We start from the raw sequence: 15,653 nt of genomic DNA, 5'->3' as shown, positions 1-15,653 counted from the left end.
ACACAATTCATTTTTCAGTATACCATATTTACATACTTTGTCAATTGTTGTTATGTATTGCATTACATTTGCTATACTTTTGAAATTAAAGAGTTATTATACAATACATTGACGTCAAATTTTCTTATAATTTCTCCCTCAAACTTAATCTCTAACTCTTTACTAGTAATTGCAATTACGACTCCACTCCCAAAACTTTTATGCATCACCGCATCGCCTTCTTTAAAAGGTAAATCCGAATCGCTTGATCCTAAAATATTGCACTCTCTAATAAATCGTGAGGTTTCTTTCGCTTTTCCTTTTACATTTTTACTAATGCATAGCCAAACATTGTTTATAGCTCTTGTAATTCCAACATAAAATAGTCTTCTTTCTTCCTCTAGGTTATTATCTATACTATTTACATGGGGGATATTTTCCTCATTGCAATTTATTAAGTATACATTTTCAAACTCCATACCTTTAACACCGTGAATTGTACTAAGTATTACTGCATCCTCATCTATATTTTTCTTATGCTTACTAATTTCCTCTTTAACCTGGTCCACATGGGCTAGAAAAGTTATTATAGAGTTATATCCTTCTGCTGATTGTCTAAACTCGTCAATAACATCCTCCATCTCACCTAAATCTATCTTAAATTTAGTGCAATACCCTTTAATATAATCATGATATCCTATACTTAAGACTAAATTATCTATAGCGTTTTCTAATGAAATTTTATTTAAAAAATGTATATCCTTTTTTAACTTATCTAGCATCTTCATTTGAAATACCGGTATTTCTTCAATATCTTTTAGCATTTCAAAACAGTCTTCTTTTACGGGATTTCTTTTTAATTTATCTAAATTTAGTTTACTTATATATCTAAAGGGCTTATTAATTATTCTGACAAAACTCTCTCTATCACTTTTATCAATACTTAATTTAAAATATGCAATTATATCTTTACAAATGAAATGTTGAAAAAAGTCATACTCCTTGTCTAAAAGCTTAAAAGGTATTCTTTTTTTGATAAAGACATCTATTAGACTTCTGCACTCTACGTTTGTTCTGTACAATATGGCATTATCTCTATAATTTTTTTCATTATTTTCCTTATATTTTTGAATAATACAGCTAATTTCCTCTGCCTGTGAGTTCTCATTTACATTGTTAAGTACTGCAACGATGCCATCATACTGCTTAAATGCTGTTATATCCTTTTCATTTCTCAAGTCGTTATTTTTTATAATGTTCATGGATATTTCTACTATATTCTTTGGACATCTATAGTTAGTAGACAAGGGTAATTTCCCTCCACCTACAAAATGCTCTGAAAACTTAACCATGCACTCAGGATTCGACCCTCTAAAACCATAAATACATTGGTCCTCGTCTCCTACTGCAAAAATAGAATTTTCTTCATTTAAAAGCTTTAGTATCTCAACTTGCATAGAATCACAATCTTGAAATTCATCTACTAAAATATGTTTAAATAAACTTCTATACCCCTTAAGTATTGTGTAATTTTTTATAAACAGATCTCTGCACCCTATTTGAAGATCATCAAAATCAAATAAGTTTTTTTCTTTTCTATACTGCTCATAAATGTTATAGGCCGCTATAAAGATTCCTTTATCAATACTTGGAGAGAAATTTTCCATTAGCTTTCCACTTGTTTTGAATACTGAAATATTATTTATAACTTCCTTTACTTTTTCATCACCTACCTCATCCAAATATGACATAAGTACATTTTTTATGAGTTTATATACCTCTAGTGTATCTACTATGTTTATCTGTCCGTAATAGTTCTTAAGAATCTTATAAAACAAACCATGAAATGTTCCAAAAAACGGAACCCTCTCCTTTCCATTAATAGCAACATATCTACTTTTCATATTAATAGCCGCAGCTCTTGTAAAAGTAATGACAATAATGTTTTTTGGTTTAACATTTTTCTCATTTATTAAATGAACAATCCTATTAACAATAACTACTGTTTTACCACTACCCGGTCCTGCTGTTACTAATAAATTTCTGTTAACAGAATAAACAGCATCCTTTTGCTCTTTACTTAATTTCGAATTTATTTTCTTGCTTACTATTTTATTATCCATATTATGTTTTGTCTCCACTTTCATCCACCTACTTTAATTTGCTCATATATTATGCTTATATCCAATTTACTATTTTAATAATCTTATCTAAACATTAATATATAATTATGTTATAATTTCATTATATACTTTTATTAAATTTCAAAGGGGAAAAATTATGAAACACTCAAAAGATTTTAATGTGAGGAACGAAAGAAACCTAACAATGCTGGTAGACTTTTACGAATTAACTATGGCAAACGGTTATTTAGATAATAATGTTCAAGATAAAATTGCCTACTTTGATATGTTTTTTAGACGAATACCTGACGGTGGTGGATATTGTATTATGGCCGGGGTACAACAATTACTTGAATATCTTTCTAATTTGAAATTTTCAAATGATGATATATCCTATCTAAAAAGCAAAAATGATTTTTCAGATGATTTTATAGATTATTTAAAGGATTTTAAATTTTCTTGTGATGTCTGGGCGGTGCCAGAAGGTTATCCTGTTTTTCCTGGTGAACCCTTGGTTATAGTTAAAGGACCTATTATACAAGCTCAATTTGTTGAGACAATGATACTACTCACAATAAATCATCAAACTTTAATAGCTACAAAAGCGAGTAGAATATGTAGAGCCGCAAAGGGTAGACCTGTTATGGAATTTGGTTCTAGGCGTGCTCAAGGCTATGATGGCGCTATATATGGAGCACGTGCCGCCGTTATTGGTGGTTGTGTTGGTACTGCTTGCACTATCGCTGAAGAAATGTTTGATATCCCAGCCATTGGAACTATGGCTCATAGTTGGGTACAGCTTTTTGATACTGAATATGATGCCTTTAAATCTTGGACTATAACCTACCCCGATAACTGTGTACTTCTTATAGATACTTATAACGTACTACGCTCTGGGATTCTAAATGCCATAAAAGTATTTAATGATGTACTTAAACCTATGGGTAAAAGACCTAAAGGAATACGAATTGATAGTGGTGATATTACCTATCTAACTAAAAAAGTTAGAGTAATTTTAGATGAAGCTGGATACTCAGATGTAAAGATTACGGTTTCTAACTCACTGGATGAATATATTATAAGCGGTGTTTTGGAAAATGGGGCACAAATTGATAACTTTGGTGTTGGTGAGAGACTTATTACTGCAAGATCGGAACCAGTGTTTGGCGGTGTTTATAAACTCGTTGCAGTTGAGAATGATGGAGAAATAATACCAAAAATTAAGATTAGTGAGAATGCAGAAAAAATCATCAATCCTGCTTTTAAAAAATTATATAGAATTTTCGATAAAACATCACACAAGGCCATTGCAGATTTTATTACCTTACATGATGAGAAAATCGATGAAAGTAGACCACTTGAAATATTTAATCCAGTTTATACCTGGAAAAAGAAAAATCTTAAACATTACTATGTAAAAGAACTTATGGTTAAACTATTTGAAAATGGACAGCAGATTTATGAATCTCCGTCTGTTATGGAAATAAAAGCATTTTCTGAACAAGAAGTATCTAAGTTATGGACAGAAGTTTTAAGATTTGATAATCCTCATGCATATTATGTGGATCTTTCTTGGAATTTATGGAACCTAAAGCAAGGTCTATTAACTCATTATTCTGAAACCCTCGAGGAGTAACAGAAATATATTTGTTATCCCCAAGAGTTATACTAGGAGGACTTATGGCACAACCTTTAAAAATCAAGCTTTCAAAAATTGCTCTTGATAATCTTATGGAAATGATTAAACTTGACGATGCTTATGATAGTGTGCGATTTGTATACGTCAGCGGTTGTTGCAAAACTGCAAAAGTTGATATTTACTTAGATAATTTTAAAACTGGAGACATAAAAAATAATATTGATAATTTACCAATATTATATGATGAAACTCTTTTAGAAAACATAAATGAACTCACAGTAGCCTATAAAGATTCTAGATTTTGGATTAAGACATTATTGCCGAAAGATGCCAAGAGCCATTGTTCTAGTGCTGGCAAACAATCCTGTAATGGTTGCGGTGGACATTGTGGTTCTCATTAACCACATGTAATATGTGATTAATATGGAAATACTTAAAAAGGCTAGCCAATATTATTGGTTAGCCTTTTAGTTAAAATTATACATTTATTGATAGACCATCTGTTTTTGAAAACAAATCAACAGTTCCCTTATACTGATCTTGGTATGTAAGCTTTTGAAGGCTCGCAAGCTCCGGAAACCATAACGCAATCTCATGTTCTGCACTTTCAATGCTATCAGAGGCGTGAACTAAATTTTTAGTTTTATCCAAAGTGAATTTCCCTCTTATACTGCCAAGTTCCGCTTTTACAGGATCCTTATCTCCATTGATTTTACGCACTACATCAACAGCTTTTTCACCCATTAAAATAATTGCACATATTTTACCTTCAGTAATATAATTTATTAACGCATCAAAAAATTTCTTTCCTGCGTGTTCACTATAATGTTTTTTAGCAATGTCCTTTGTAGCAGTAATCATTTTGAGCGACACAATTTCTAATGATTTCTCTTCATATTGATTAAGAATTTTCCCAATAAGTCCTCGTTTAACTCCATCTGGTTTAATTAAAACCAAAGTTCTTTCCATTTAAATTCACTCCCCCGCATTGTATATTTATAAACTAAATTATATCCTATTATTAGATATTATACACAAACTTTCATTAATATTCCTACTAGTATTCTTTGTATAGTAATCTAAGTGGTGAAGTTTTATCATCACTAAATAAATCATAATCAGAAATATTTTTAATATCAAATGGTTTATAATTTCTCAATTCATCAAACGGGCATTTCCCTCCATTATCTACCCATTTATGTAATGCACACTCCTTAAAGCAGTCTACTTCTTCTTCTATAGTTGTCAGAAAATCACACTGTAACATTTCATCACCTCGTCCCATATTTTGTTATTTAAGTAACATCATTGCTCTCATAACATTATAAGACATTCTAGTGATAATTTGAAGTGCTTTTTTAAATTTTACATATAAATATATAGACAAAAATATACAAATTATCTTCCCTTCTGAGATGTCATTAAATCATCACCTGCTGTGCTGAAATATCGTTAAAAACCGAAGTCCTCACCAATTACAACTACAGTAATATCAGTTCTCATAGGCTTTCTTTTAATTACAGAATAGATCCTACAGATTCTAGTATCTGTTTTGCAGTCATTGCAAACTCCCGTCTTAGTACAAGGATTGGGCATATTTAGTCTCATATTATTCTTTGGTGCCGCAATTTGTTCTATTCGTTCAAAAGCTGAAGCTTCATTTTTACAAATTTTATTAACCCCTACTACAACAATGACTTTTTTAGGTCCAAAGCTCATTGCTGCCACTCTATTTCCTGCCCCATCAACGTTAACAAGCTCTCCATCTAAAGTTACAGCATTAGAACTACATAAATAAACATCACTAAGGAGCTCACCCCTCATAGTCTCCACTTTTTCGTAAGGTGTTAAAGTTGGATCACCATGATCTAACACAACTCCTCCCATGGCCTTTACCTTTTCTTGTATACCAAGTTCACTTATAGTCATTGATCCTCCAAAACCTACTCTGTCACCCTTGTGTACATTACTCATTATAAATTCTGAGGCTTCCTCACCGTTTTCTAAATAAACTGCTGAAAAACCATTTTTTTTAAGAACCTCTACTACTTTTGACCCAATAGTCTCTTTATGCCATGTATGAATTTCTTTCATTTCTTTCCCTCCTTTTTTAAGGAGGATTATATCATTGTATATAAAATATATCAATGATATAATTGTATATACCAAAGGTTTTTTAATCAAGTACTCACTTATAAGTTACTTAGTATACTAAGAACTGTTACCACTCGAACTAACACTAGGAGGTATTATGAGCGATAAAATTATGAAAATAAATAATAAAGAATATAGTTGTGCCATAGAGTTAACACTAGATATAATAGGTGGTAAGTGGAAGCCAATTATTCTTTGGAAATTAGCCCAAAACGGTGTATTAAGATTTAGCGAATTGAAACGCTCCATGGGTGGAATAACACAAAAAATGTTAACACAACAGCTTAGAGAATTAGAATCATATGAAATGGTTCATAGAAAAGTTTATGCAGAAGTTCCTCCTAAGGTAGAATACTCTTTAACAAAACAAGGCAAAAGTGTAATGCCTATATTAGACGTTATGTGTAAGTGGGGAACTGATTATTATGAAGGCATCGTCTCTGACAACAAAGAATAGTGATTTTTAAAGGGTGGACTTTTCCACTCTTTTTTTGATATGTTCAAATTAAGTATGCTAATCATCAGCTAACTAAACATATTTTTTAACTTTTAGGGCATATTAATTGCTAAAAGGAGTGATTTTCTTGAATGTAACCAGTACTTCATTATCATATATGTTTTTTGCAATTTCTATAGTATCATTTATATTTTTCTTGTATTACAAATTTCTAGTAATTAACACAGGTGATAAAAGTAAAAGACGAGATAAAATCATTGGATCAATGAAAGACCCTGAGCATTGGAGACACGGAAATAATATCATGGCTTTTATTTCTCTATTTTGGGCCTTAATATCGCAAAGTGCGTTTATTTATCTAAAATTTTTCTATAAATCAGGATTAGTTTCAATTATATATGTTTTTATCTATTTGGTTCTTATCTCACTAAGTGTTTTATTATTCATTAAGAAAAACAAAGTCGCACGCAGTAAATAATATAACTACAAAACAGTAATAATCTATTTCTTATTACTGTTTTGTAAAATTTCAATAAAACTTTTAATAATCTGCCCTGTAAAACCCCATATCTTATAGTTATTATATTCATAAAAATGCTCATCTAGATACCCTTTTCTAAACTTATAGTCTTTTCCTCCATTTATTAAATGAAAAGGAAAACCCTCTTGGTTTATGGGACCTATCTCCATTCTATAAAGCAGTGGTTCATTTTCCAAAAAGAATTTTAGTGGAACTTTAAAAACGTGATCTACTTCATCCTCATTAGGATTTATTTCACCATATTTTAGTTTGCCTACAAAAGCATATAGCAAGTTACCATAAGGGCTTATATAATAATCCATATCCCCTATAATTTCAATTTGATCGATTTTCAAATTTAATTCTTCCATAGTTTCTCTTATAGAAGTTTCCCTTGGATTTTCATCTAGTTCCACCTTTCCACCTGGAAGACAAACATCACCTGGCTGGCTTCTTAATTTGTGTGCACGCACTTCAAATACAATAGATAATCCCTCTGCATCCTCCGTAAGTAATATCATAACTGCACTTTCTTTAAATTCTCCAATAACCTTAGAATCTCTATTTTTAAATATTTTTTCTAGCTTATTTACCATACCTATTACCTCCTGATTCAACCTACTTATATACTATACCAAGATACTCAAATAATAAACCAAACCTTTCATTATTTTGGTTCTCACATATCAAACATAAATATATTGTATTAACTTCATCCTAAATACATCTTCATTAATCAATGTACCTTGTTCTTAATATCTTAAAATGATATACTTGCTTTATAATTATCAATAGATAAAGATAAAATTCAATACAAATGGAGAGATGAAAATTGAAAAGAAAAAATCGGCTTTTATTATTTACACTAGTGTTTACTTTAATATTTTCTACAACTGTTTTAGCTGCTGTTAACCCACCAGAATTAATTGGTAAAGCTGCCATTTCTGTAGATATGGATACTAACGAAATTATTTACACCAAAAACATTGATAATAAGATGTACCCAGCAAGTATTACAAAGCTTATTACAGCTTTACTACTAGCTGAAAATAAAAAATCAACAGATAATTTAAATTATACAAAAACTGCAAAAGAACAACCATCTTACTCTTATAATCTAAATGTACAGCCTGTAGCAATTGGAGATACAATGTCCGCTGACAACGTAATGGATGGACTTCTTCTTTATTCGGGAAATGATATAGCCTATATGATTGCCGATAACGTTGGTCAAAATCCAACTAATTTTGCTAAAATGATGAATGACAAGGCTACGAATCTAGGAATGAAAGGCTCTCATTTTATCACACCTAATGGTTTGGATGATAAAAATGATCAACATTATACAACTGCTTATGACCTAACTCTTTTAGGTAGAGCTGCTTATAAAAATGATTGGGTAAAAAAGTCTATGGGTAAAAAAACAAGTATAATAAAATCTGCTAATGGGGTCGAAGCTACTGTTCAGAATAGAAATAAACTTCTTGGCATAGAAGGCAACATAGGTGGTAAAACTGGCTATACAGAAAAGGCTGGAAGATGCTTAGTTTCTATATATGAACGTAACGGTCGCCATATCATAGGCGTTGTTATGAATTCTGAGAATGATGCAAAAGATACAAAGGTATTTGAAGATATGAAAAAACTAATTGACTTTAGTTATGACGCTAAAAAAGAAGTGCTTAATAAAAAAGCTACTGAAATCAAAACAATTTCTGTACCCTATAAGGTTATTCCATTCATAGGACCAGAAAAAACAATTGATGTGCCATTAGAGTCAAAGGAAGATGTGACTTTTTATAAAAATGATGTCGCACCACAAACTTCCTCTAAAGTTTCCCTCACGAATGCATGGAAACTTAATAAAAAGACTTCTGTTGGGACATTACTTTTCAAACAAAAAGATGCTGAAAAAAGCTATAAATTATATCCAATGATTTCAAAATCTGCTCTTATTAAAGATAATATAATTATCTATGCTGCAGCTGCCATTGTACTAATCGTAGTTTTAGCATTAATTGTATTATTAATTTCTTCTATCAACCGACGTAAAAATCGTCATAGTAGAGGAATGAGATTCAAATAGGTATTTGCGAGTTTAAGGACTATATTAATTCAAAAATTAATATAGTCCTTTTTTAGGCTTTTCAAATAATTTTTTTGCGAGTATATTGACATTTATATCGTAATATACTAATATAAGAATATTAATATATTATAAGTTGTTATATTTTTCATTACATATAATGTATAAAACAAATCTAAGATAAAATTTATTGATTTTTAAAAGGAGATTTTTTATGAATGCGAATTTTGAACAATATACAGAAATTGCTGATTTATTAAAAGCTATTGCTCACCCTGCACGAATATGTATTATTAGAGGACTTATGAACAAAGGACGCTGCAATGTTAGCTATATGCAGAACTGTTTAAACCTTCCTCAATCCACCGTCTCTCAGCATCTTCAAAAACTAAAATCTTTTGGAATTATCAAAGGTGAAAGAAATGGTCTACAAATTAATTATAAGATTTGTAATGAAACCATCATAAACGTTATAAATGCGATATTTCCTGATGAACATTAGTTGTCTTTTCAAAAAATTAGCGCTATGCGCTTTTTCTAATAGTAGGTTATAATAATTACCCCTACATAATTTCATAAGTATTTATAGTTATAACTTTATAATTCCCTTTAAAACTACTACAAACAATGTTGTAAATCATCCAAGAAAATACTGCTCCAAGAGTCATCAAGTCTCCTATTCTCAAATATAAAATATAGTGTTACTCCAAAGAGACCACCCAAGGCAAATTTAAACTTCTCCTCTTTTAAAACTTTTTCCTTATGGAATTTCACTTTTAATGTTATAAATAAAATTATTGCAGCTAACATAAATCTATAAAATGCCGATAATGTTGGCTCTACGGCTCTACCTCTTCTGATATAACCTTTATGCTTAAATATGATAAGCTCCACATAAACATTAAGATAGTTGCCAATATCTAGTTACTCTAATATATTATTATTATAAAGCCCATTTTAAAAATAACAATTCAGTATCCTAGTATGTCTATATCCCTATATATTTTCATGTGCATAATATATTAAAATACGATTTATGCAATTTAGGTGTTGTTAATATTTCATTTTTGCAGTATTATATTATAGTATTCAAGTTTCAACCGTCACTTATGAAATGTTTTTTTATATTAATTTCATTTCGTTAAAACGCAAAAATTATCTACTCACATATGGAGGTGCCAATTTGAAAAAAGAATTTTCTTTAAGTAACGATAAAGTAATGATAAATTTCACTGCAAAATACTGTAATAGTCCTGAAACCCTATTAGAAAGTGCTGGCTTTCGACGGGTTTTCAACGCATATCTCAAAAAAATAAAAAAGAAAAAATCGAATATATATAAATATTTAATCCAAAATGCACACACAGACAATGAGAATTTAGATGTCTTCATTGTACATTTATTTAAACTCTTATCTGTATTAAATGTACATGAGATTACAAATTTAAACACTAAATATAGTTCCCTTATAAGTAGCAAGGATACTTTTATTGATTTTATAGAAGATTTCTATGGCTTTTGGAGAAAACTTGAAAGATACACTGTAATTCACAACAATAAAATCAATGATGGCCTTGAGAAAACAAGCTTTGTTGAAGCTAACAATGATTTTTCAATGCTTATACTTAATTTATACAGAAAAATTGAAGAGAATGTTGTTGGATATAAACCTAAGGTTTACAGGCAACTGCCCGCAGGTGGCAATGCTGGTCTAATTGTTAATAATGCATATTGGCCAATGCCTTCTGGATATGAGCTATTAAAAGACGTTCCATTTATTGATTCAATAATATTAGATTTACCTTATATAAGCTACCCTAAAAAGAATACTCGTAATGGAATTTTTAATGAATGCTTTGAAAACCCATTGAAAAATTGTACTATAAGCACAGACCATTGGTTTTGTTATCCAGCTAAATTAGGCACTTTACTTGCATTCATTTATATTCACAGAGATTTTATGGCCCATGCAATAACGCTATGTAACCTCTTTGAAATGGCAAGTGAAAGCGAATATAGGGGCATTAAGCCAGATATAGTTTTTGTTTTTGGTGGTAAAGATTCTTCTAATATTAAAAATTCCTCTTCTAAAGGCAGCACAGTATTTTATGATGATGTAGCAAATAATATCATGCTTGGCTATATAAGTTATGGCGATGAAATTGATTATTTCGGATATGTAAAAAAGATGACCTTAACACTTCATAACTTAATAATGATTAAACGCGGTTCTCTGCCAATTCATGGCGCAATGGTAAACATTATTATGAATAATGGTAACAGCGCAAATATTGTTATCATGGGTGATAGCGGTGCGGGTAAGTCTGAATGCTTAGAAGCCTTTAGAAGTTTAAGTGAAGATTATATCAGTGACATGACCATAGTCTTTGATGACATGGGCGTTCTTACTCTAAACGAAGGTGCTAAACCATTAGCCTTTGGAACTGAAATTGGTGCTTTCGTAAGACTCGATGATTTAGATGCAGGTTATGCCTTTAAAGAAATTGATAGAAGCATATTTATGAATCCTGATAAAATTAATGCAAGACTTGTTATGCCAGTAGCAAGCTATAAAGATATTATTAAGGGTTATCCCATAGATTTATTTCTCTATGCAAATAATTATGAAGAAGTAACCTGTGATATTGAAGAAATTAATTTCTTTACGAATCCTGCGGACGCTATTGATGTTTGCAAAAGAGGGTCAAGGATGGCAAAAGGTACTACTACTGAATTAGGTCTTGTAACCTCTTATTTTGCAAACCCTTTTGGTCCTGTTCAAAAACAAGAACTAGTAGATGTACTTCTAGTGAACTATTTTGACGAATTCTTCAAAACAGGGGTAAAAGTTGGACAAATCAGAACTTCCTTGGGTGTAAAAGGACAAGAAAAAGATGGTCCTAAAAAGGCAGCTAAAAAACTATTTGAATTAATTATAAAATAAGAGTGCAATCCGTATGAAGTTTCTCCTGCGTGACTCCAAATAAGAGCTTGAAAAGTGAAGTTCCATACTATTGTGCATCTCCATATTCAAAGATGGAGCTCTTGCGCGACCATGGAAGAGAACGGTCTGGCGGCTAACAATGAGAGGTGGGACAGACCCGCGACCTATCGGAAAAGGCCACTGAAATATGTATAAATATTTCAGTGGCCTTTTCATTATTGCTTGAATTCTTTTTCAATAACATCGGTTAATTTTTTACATGGGATAACCTTTAATTTCTTAAATTTAACCCCTGCTTTTAAACAATTTTGAGGTATATAAGCCTTTTTAAACCCCATCCTGTCTACTTCTTTTAGTCTTTGCTCTAAAGATGGGACTTTTTTTAATTCACCAGTAAGACCCAGTTCTCCAATAAATACTGTATCTGTAGCTATCCCATGATTAAGCGTAGAAGATGCGATGCTCATAACTACAGCAAGATTCACCGATGTTTCAGTTAATTTAAGACCCCCTGTTGCTTTTATAATAACATTCTTATCATAAAGCCCTATCCCTCCCCTTTCTTCAAGAATAGAAATAAGGGTTCCCAGTTGCTCCTTCCTTGAAAAACACTCACTTAACCTACTCGGGTAAGGAGTAAAAGATTTAGATACAAGACTTTCTATTTCTATAACAATGGGTCTTGTTCCATCCTTTATAACAGCTAAGGCACTTCCTGGAACCAACTCATTTCTTTTGGTCATAAAAAACTCAGAAGGATCAGTAATCTCTTCCATTCCTATGTCCGAAAGCCTAAACATACCACTCTCTTCCGTATTTCCGAAACGATTCTTCTTACTTACCAAGTGTTTTAGCTCTTCTCCATCTTCTCCTTCAATATATAATACAGTGTCTACTAAATGCTCTAATATGCGCGGTCCTGCCATCTCGTCTGCCTTTGTCATTTGCCCAACCAGAAAAACAGCTCTTGGCCTCTCTGGATTTTTTGCTTTATCCTTTAAAGCTGTGGCGCATTCAATTACTTGAGTAGGAGAACCAGCCCTCGAACTTGAATATTCCTCCAAAGTGAATGTTTGAATACTGTCAAGTATTATCAAATCAGCATCGACAGCTTCTATATGTTGTACTATTTCATCTAACTTTGTATCTGAAACAACCCAAAAATTATCAGCGATCTCTTTTACTGTTCTGTCAGCTCTATTTTTAATTTGGCTATTACTTTCCTCTCCAGACGCATATAAAACTTTATATCCTTTTAATGACAGTGAATTTGCGAGTTGTAGCAAAAGTGTAGACTTTCCCGCCCCTGGGGGAGCAGATATAATAGTCACACTATCTCTAACTATTCCTCCACCCATAACCCTATCAAACTCTGAAACTCCAGTAATTATTCTATCACTGTTCGCCTGTACAACCGCCTTTAGTTTTGTAGGTTTAGTTGTTGTTCCCATACTATTTAAAGTATTTGATTTAGCAGAGCCCGCCTTAACCACTTTCTCTTCATATGAATTCCATGCACCGCAATCATTACATTTACCCATCCATTTTGGAGCATGTGACCCACACTCTTTACAAACATAGATTATTTTATCTTTTGCCAATTAGAGCCATCTCCCTTTAATTATAATATCAGTGAAATTCAGAAAAAAGATAAGCAGAAGATATATTTTACGTTCTGCTTATCTTTTCTATTATTCCACCTTAGCTTTTGAATTTTTGTAAAACCCACTTACCATATCAAAATTGTTTTTAAGCCTTTGTCCATTATTCAGTTTAAGTACCCTATCATTATTTTTAATAATATAATTTTCAAGCTTTTCCATGTACAAATCTCCAGCTATTTCTTTTTGAGTAACCATGGTTAATCCTTTTTCCCAACTAGCTGTTAACTCTGGATTTAAAAGCGTGGGGATAGAATTTTTCACCACATCATAGATAATTTCTCCAAGTAGAGTAGGCATAACTACTTGTGTTTTATTATTAGATTTAATGTATTCTATTTTTTCAAGCTTCGTTAAAATCCCTGAACGAGTGGCACTTGTACCAATACCTGACCCTTTTATATGTTCTCTTAGTTCTTCATCTTCAATTAGCTTACCTGCATTTTCCATAGCTATAATAATTGAACCTGTGGTAAACCTTTTAGGGGGAGAAGTTTTACCTTCTTTTACAACTAAATCTTCAATTTCTACACTTTGACCTTTTTTTAATGTACTCAAAAATTTCATATTTGTGCTTTCACTATCATTGCTATCCCTATCCGGTTTTAAAACCTCCAAATATCCAAGTTCAACGCACACCTTGTCTGAGGTGAAAAATCTTTCTTTGTCAATCTTTGTTATAACAGAGACCTTACTATACACAGCAGGCGGATAAAAAATCGCCAAAAACCGTCGTAACACTAAGTCATAAATTTTCTTTTGTATATCCTTTAATGATGAATAGTTTTGAAGCCCTTCACCTGTTGGAATAATAGCATAATGATCTGTTACCTTGCTATCATCAACATATTTTGTTTTAGCTATATTACTATACCATTTTTTCCCTAAAATAGTCTGAGCTATATTATTTATCTCAGCATTTCCATTTAACTTCGTTAATTTTTTTATATTCTCATCTATTTCTTTTGCTATCGCTGTAGTCAATACCCTAGCATCCGTTCTTGGATATGTAAGCATTTTCTTCTCATATAATGCTTGAATGTGACTAAGCGTTTGCTCTGGATTTATTTTAAATTTCTTAGAACACTCATTTTGTATTTCTGCTAAATTAAAAAGCAGCGGAGCATTTTTGTTTTCTTTTTTCTTAGTAATATTTTCAACGAAAACTTTACCATCTATACTTGAATCCCTTAGTTCTCCCATCAACTTTTCCGCAGTTTCCTTGGTTTTGAACCCACCCTCATTATAAAGCATAGGTGAATCAAAATACTTAGAACCTTCTACGGCTTTCCATTCTCCCTCATAATTACAACCTTCATCTACCTTAAAACTGACCATAATCTTATAAAAAGGAGTAACAACAAACTCGCGAACTTCTCTTTCCCTTTGAACTACCATTCCAAGCACACAAGACATTACTCGCCCCACAGCAATAACTATATAATTTTTTCCAAGATAATTGCTTACAGTTTTTCCATATACTAAACTTAAAAGCCTTGAGAAATTAATTCCCATTAGATAATCCTCTTTTGCTCTTAAATAGGCCGCTTCAGATAAATTATCATATTCACTCAAATCCTTTGCTTCTTTAACTCCTCGAATAATCTCAGCTTCCGTTTGTGAATCTATCCACACTCTTCGTTTTTGCTTATTAGGAGTCCCCGCCATTTCATCTACTAATCTATATATGTACTCCCCTTCTCGCCCCGAATCTGTACAAACATAAATTCTATCAATATCTTCACGTATTAGTTGGCTTTTAACTATATTAAATTGTTTTTTCACTCCATCTATAACTTCATATTTATACTTTTTAGGTAAAAATGGCAAAGTATCTAAAGACCACTTTTTAAGTTTTGCATCATATTTTTCTGGGTAACTCATAGTAACAAGATGTCCCACGCACCATGTAACAACAGCTTTATCAGACTCTATATATCCATCAAACTTTCTACCATTTATTTTTAAGACTTTGGCAAATTCCGCAGCAACACTTGGTTTCTCTGTAATAAATAACGCCTTACTAATAATTACCACTTCACTTTCCATTAAATCATCTCCTGCGGAGCTGAAGTATTAACAAACTCTAT

The 15,653-nt window shown here is 31.6% G+C and carries 14 protein-coding genes; 6 read left to right on the top strand and 8 right to left on the bottom strand.

All coding sequences use genetic code 11. The features are described 5' to 3' along the window. Positions 1-71: 71 nt before the first annotated feature. Positions 72-2,102 carry an ATP-dependent helicase gene (locus ACWJJ2_RS00445; protein ID WP_220286030.1) on the bottom strand — a complete coding sequence of 677 codons (2,031 nt, stop codon included), beginning with the start codon at positions 2,100-2,102 and terminating at the stop codon, positions 72-74. A gap of 157 nt (positions 2,103-2,259) precedes the next feature. On the opposite strand from ACWJJ2_RS00445, the gene ACWJJ2_RS00440 reads away from it, so the two are divergent. Further along, positions 2,260-3,738, top strand: coding sequence for a nicotinate phosphoribosyltransferase (locus ACWJJ2_RS00440; protein ID WP_165411964.1), 1,479 nt, complete (start codon positions 2,260-2,262; stop codon positions 3,736-3,738). A 44-nt stretch (positions 3,739-3,782) separates the two neighbouring features. After that, positions 3,783-4,142 (top strand): hypothetical protein, encoded by a 360-nt coding sequence (locus ACWJJ2_RS00435; protein ID WP_165411965.1) that lies wholly within the window; start codon positions 3,783-3,785, stop codon positions 4,140-4,142. A gap of 76 nt (positions 4,143-4,218) precedes the next feature. Here ACWJJ2_RS00435 and ndk read toward each other — a convergent pair whose 3' ends face one another. The 3 genes from ndk to ACWJJ2_RS00420 all read right to left on the bottom strand — a co-directional run bounded on the left by ndk (position 4,219) and on the right by ACWJJ2_RS00420 (position 5,835). Then, positions 4,219-4,710 (bottom strand): nucleoside-diphosphate kinase, encoded by a 492-nt coding sequence (ndk, locus tag ACWJJ2_RS00430; RefSeq protein ID WP_216301715.1) that lies wholly within the window; start codon positions 4,708-4,710, stop codon positions 4,219-4,221. 88 nt (positions 4,711-4,798) lie between these two features. Further along, the gene (locus ACWJJ2_RS00425) at positions 4,799-5,008 is read right to left on the bottom strand and encodes a hypothetical protein (protein ID WP_165411967.1); all 210 of its coding nucleotides are present in this window, start codon (positions 5,006-5,008) and stop codon (positions 4,799-4,801) included. Positions 5,009-5,193: 185 nt separating this feature from the next. Then, the gene (locus ACWJJ2_RS00420) at positions 5,194-5,835 is read right to left on the bottom strand and encodes a lactate utilization protein (RefSeq protein ID WP_462953711.1); all 642 of its coding nucleotides are present in this window, start codon (positions 5,833-5,835) and stop codon (positions 5,194-5,196) included. Between the two features lie 157 nt (positions 5,836-5,992). Between ACWJJ2_RS00420 and ACWJJ2_RS00415 the strand changes: the two genes are divergently transcribed. Then, positions 5,993-6,352: a winged helix-turn-helix transcriptional regulator gene (locus ACWJJ2_RS00415; RefSeq protein ID WP_165411969.1), complete on the top strand. Its 360-nt coding sequence runs from the start codon at positions 5,993-5,995 to the stop codon at positions 6,350-6,352. Between the two features lie 501 nt (positions 6,353-6,853). Here ACWJJ2_RS00415 and ACWJJ2_RS00410 read toward each other — a convergent pair. Further along, positions 6,854-7,468 carry an NUDIX hydrolase gene (locus ACWJJ2_RS00410; RefSeq protein WP_216301712.1) on the bottom strand — a complete coding sequence of 205 codons (615 nt, stop codon included), beginning with the start codon at positions 7,466-7,468 and terminating at the stop codon, positions 6,854-6,856. Between the two features lie 272 nt (positions 7,469-7,740). Between ACWJJ2_RS00410 and ACWJJ2_RS00405 the strand changes: the two genes are divergently transcribed. Then, positions 7,741-8,958, top strand: coding sequence for a D-alanyl-D-alanine carboxypeptidase family protein (locus ACWJJ2_RS00405; RefSeq protein ID WP_309550645.1), 1,218 nt, complete (start codon positions 7,741-7,743; stop codon positions 8,956-8,958). Positions 8,959-9,172: 214 nt separating this feature from the next. Beyond that, the gene (locus ACWJJ2_RS00400) at positions 9,173-9,460 is read left to right on the top strand and encodes an ArsR/SmtB family transcription factor (RefSeq protein ID WP_165411973.1); all 288 of its coding nucleotides are present in this window, start codon (positions 9,173-9,175) and stop codon (positions 9,458-9,460) included. 116 nt (positions 9,461-9,576) lie between these two features. Here the strand turns inward: ACWJJ2_RS00400 and ACWJJ2_RS00395 are convergent, their stop codons facing one another. Next, positions 9,577-9,852: a hypothetical protein gene (locus ACWJJ2_RS00395; RefSeq protein ID WP_462953710.1), complete on the bottom strand. Its 276-nt coding sequence runs from the start codon at positions 9,850-9,852 to the stop codon at positions 9,577-9,579. Positions 9,853-10,141: 289 nt separating this feature from the next. Here ACWJJ2_RS00395 and ACWJJ2_RS00390 point away from each other — a divergent pair, with 289 nt between their 5' ends. Further along, entirely contained in the window at positions 10,142-11,902 is a 1,761-nt protein-coding gene (locus ACWJJ2_RS00390; RefSeq protein WP_462953709.1) for a phosphoenolpyruvate carboxykinase, read from the top strand. Positions 11,903-12,117: 215 nt separating this feature from the next. On the opposite strand, the gene radA is transcribed toward ACWJJ2_RS00390, so the two are convergent. Then, a complete protein-coding gene (radA, locus tag ACWJJ2_RS00385) occupies positions 12,118-13,503 on the bottom strand; it encodes a DNA repair protein RadA (RefSeq protein WP_216301708.1) in 1,386 nt (461 codons plus the stop codon). A 90-nt stretch (positions 13,504-13,593) separates the two neighbouring features. After that, on the bottom strand, positions 13,594-15,591 hold the full coding sequence (locus ACWJJ2_RS00380) for a DNA topoisomerase (protein ID WP_216301812.1): 1,998 nt from the start codon (positions 15,589-15,591) through the stop codon (positions 13,594-13,596). Positions 15,592-15,653: the final 62 nt, after the last annotated feature.

It is taken from the genome of Clostridium sp. CM039, assembly GCF_055081075.1.
The sequence above is the reverse complement of the archived record's forward strand: the minus strand, read 5'-3'. Positions and strand labels throughout refer to the sequence as shown.

Coding starts and splice junctions, on each gene's coding strand:
- ACWJJ2_RS00445 (WP_220286030.1), bottom strand. CDS start 2,102: ATGGATAATAAAATAGTAAGCAAGAAAATAAATTCGAAATTAAGTAAA.
- ACWJJ2_RS00440 (WP_165411964.1), top strand. CDS start 2,260: ATGAAACACTCAAAAGATTTTAATGTGAGGAACGAAAGAAACCTAACA.
- ACWJJ2_RS00435 (WP_165411965.1), top strand. CDS start 3,783: ATGGCACAACCTTTAAAAATCAAGCTTTCAAAAATTGCTCTTGATAAT.
- ndk (WP_216301715.1), bottom strand. CDS start 4,710: ATGGAAAGAACTTTGGTTTTAATTAAACCAGATGGAGTTAAACGAGGA.
- ACWJJ2_RS00425 (WP_165411967.1), bottom strand. CDS start 5,008: ATGTTACAGTGTGATTTTCTGACAACTATAGAAGAAGAAGTAGACTGC.
- ACWJJ2_RS00420 (WP_462953711.1), bottom strand. CDS start 5,835: ATGAAAGAAATTCATACATGGCATAAAGAGACTATTGGGTCAAAAGTA.
- ACWJJ2_RS00415 (WP_165411969.1), top strand. CDS start 5,993: ATGAGCGATAAAATTATGAAAATAAATAATAAAGAATATAGTTGTGCC.
- ACWJJ2_RS00410 (WP_216301712.1), bottom strand. CDS start 7,468: ATGGTAAATAAGCTAGAAAAAATATTTAAAAATAGAGATTCTAAGGTT.
- ACWJJ2_RS00400 (WP_165411973.1), top strand. CDS start 9,173: ATGAATGCGAATTTTGAACAATATACAGAAATTGCTGATTTATTAAAA.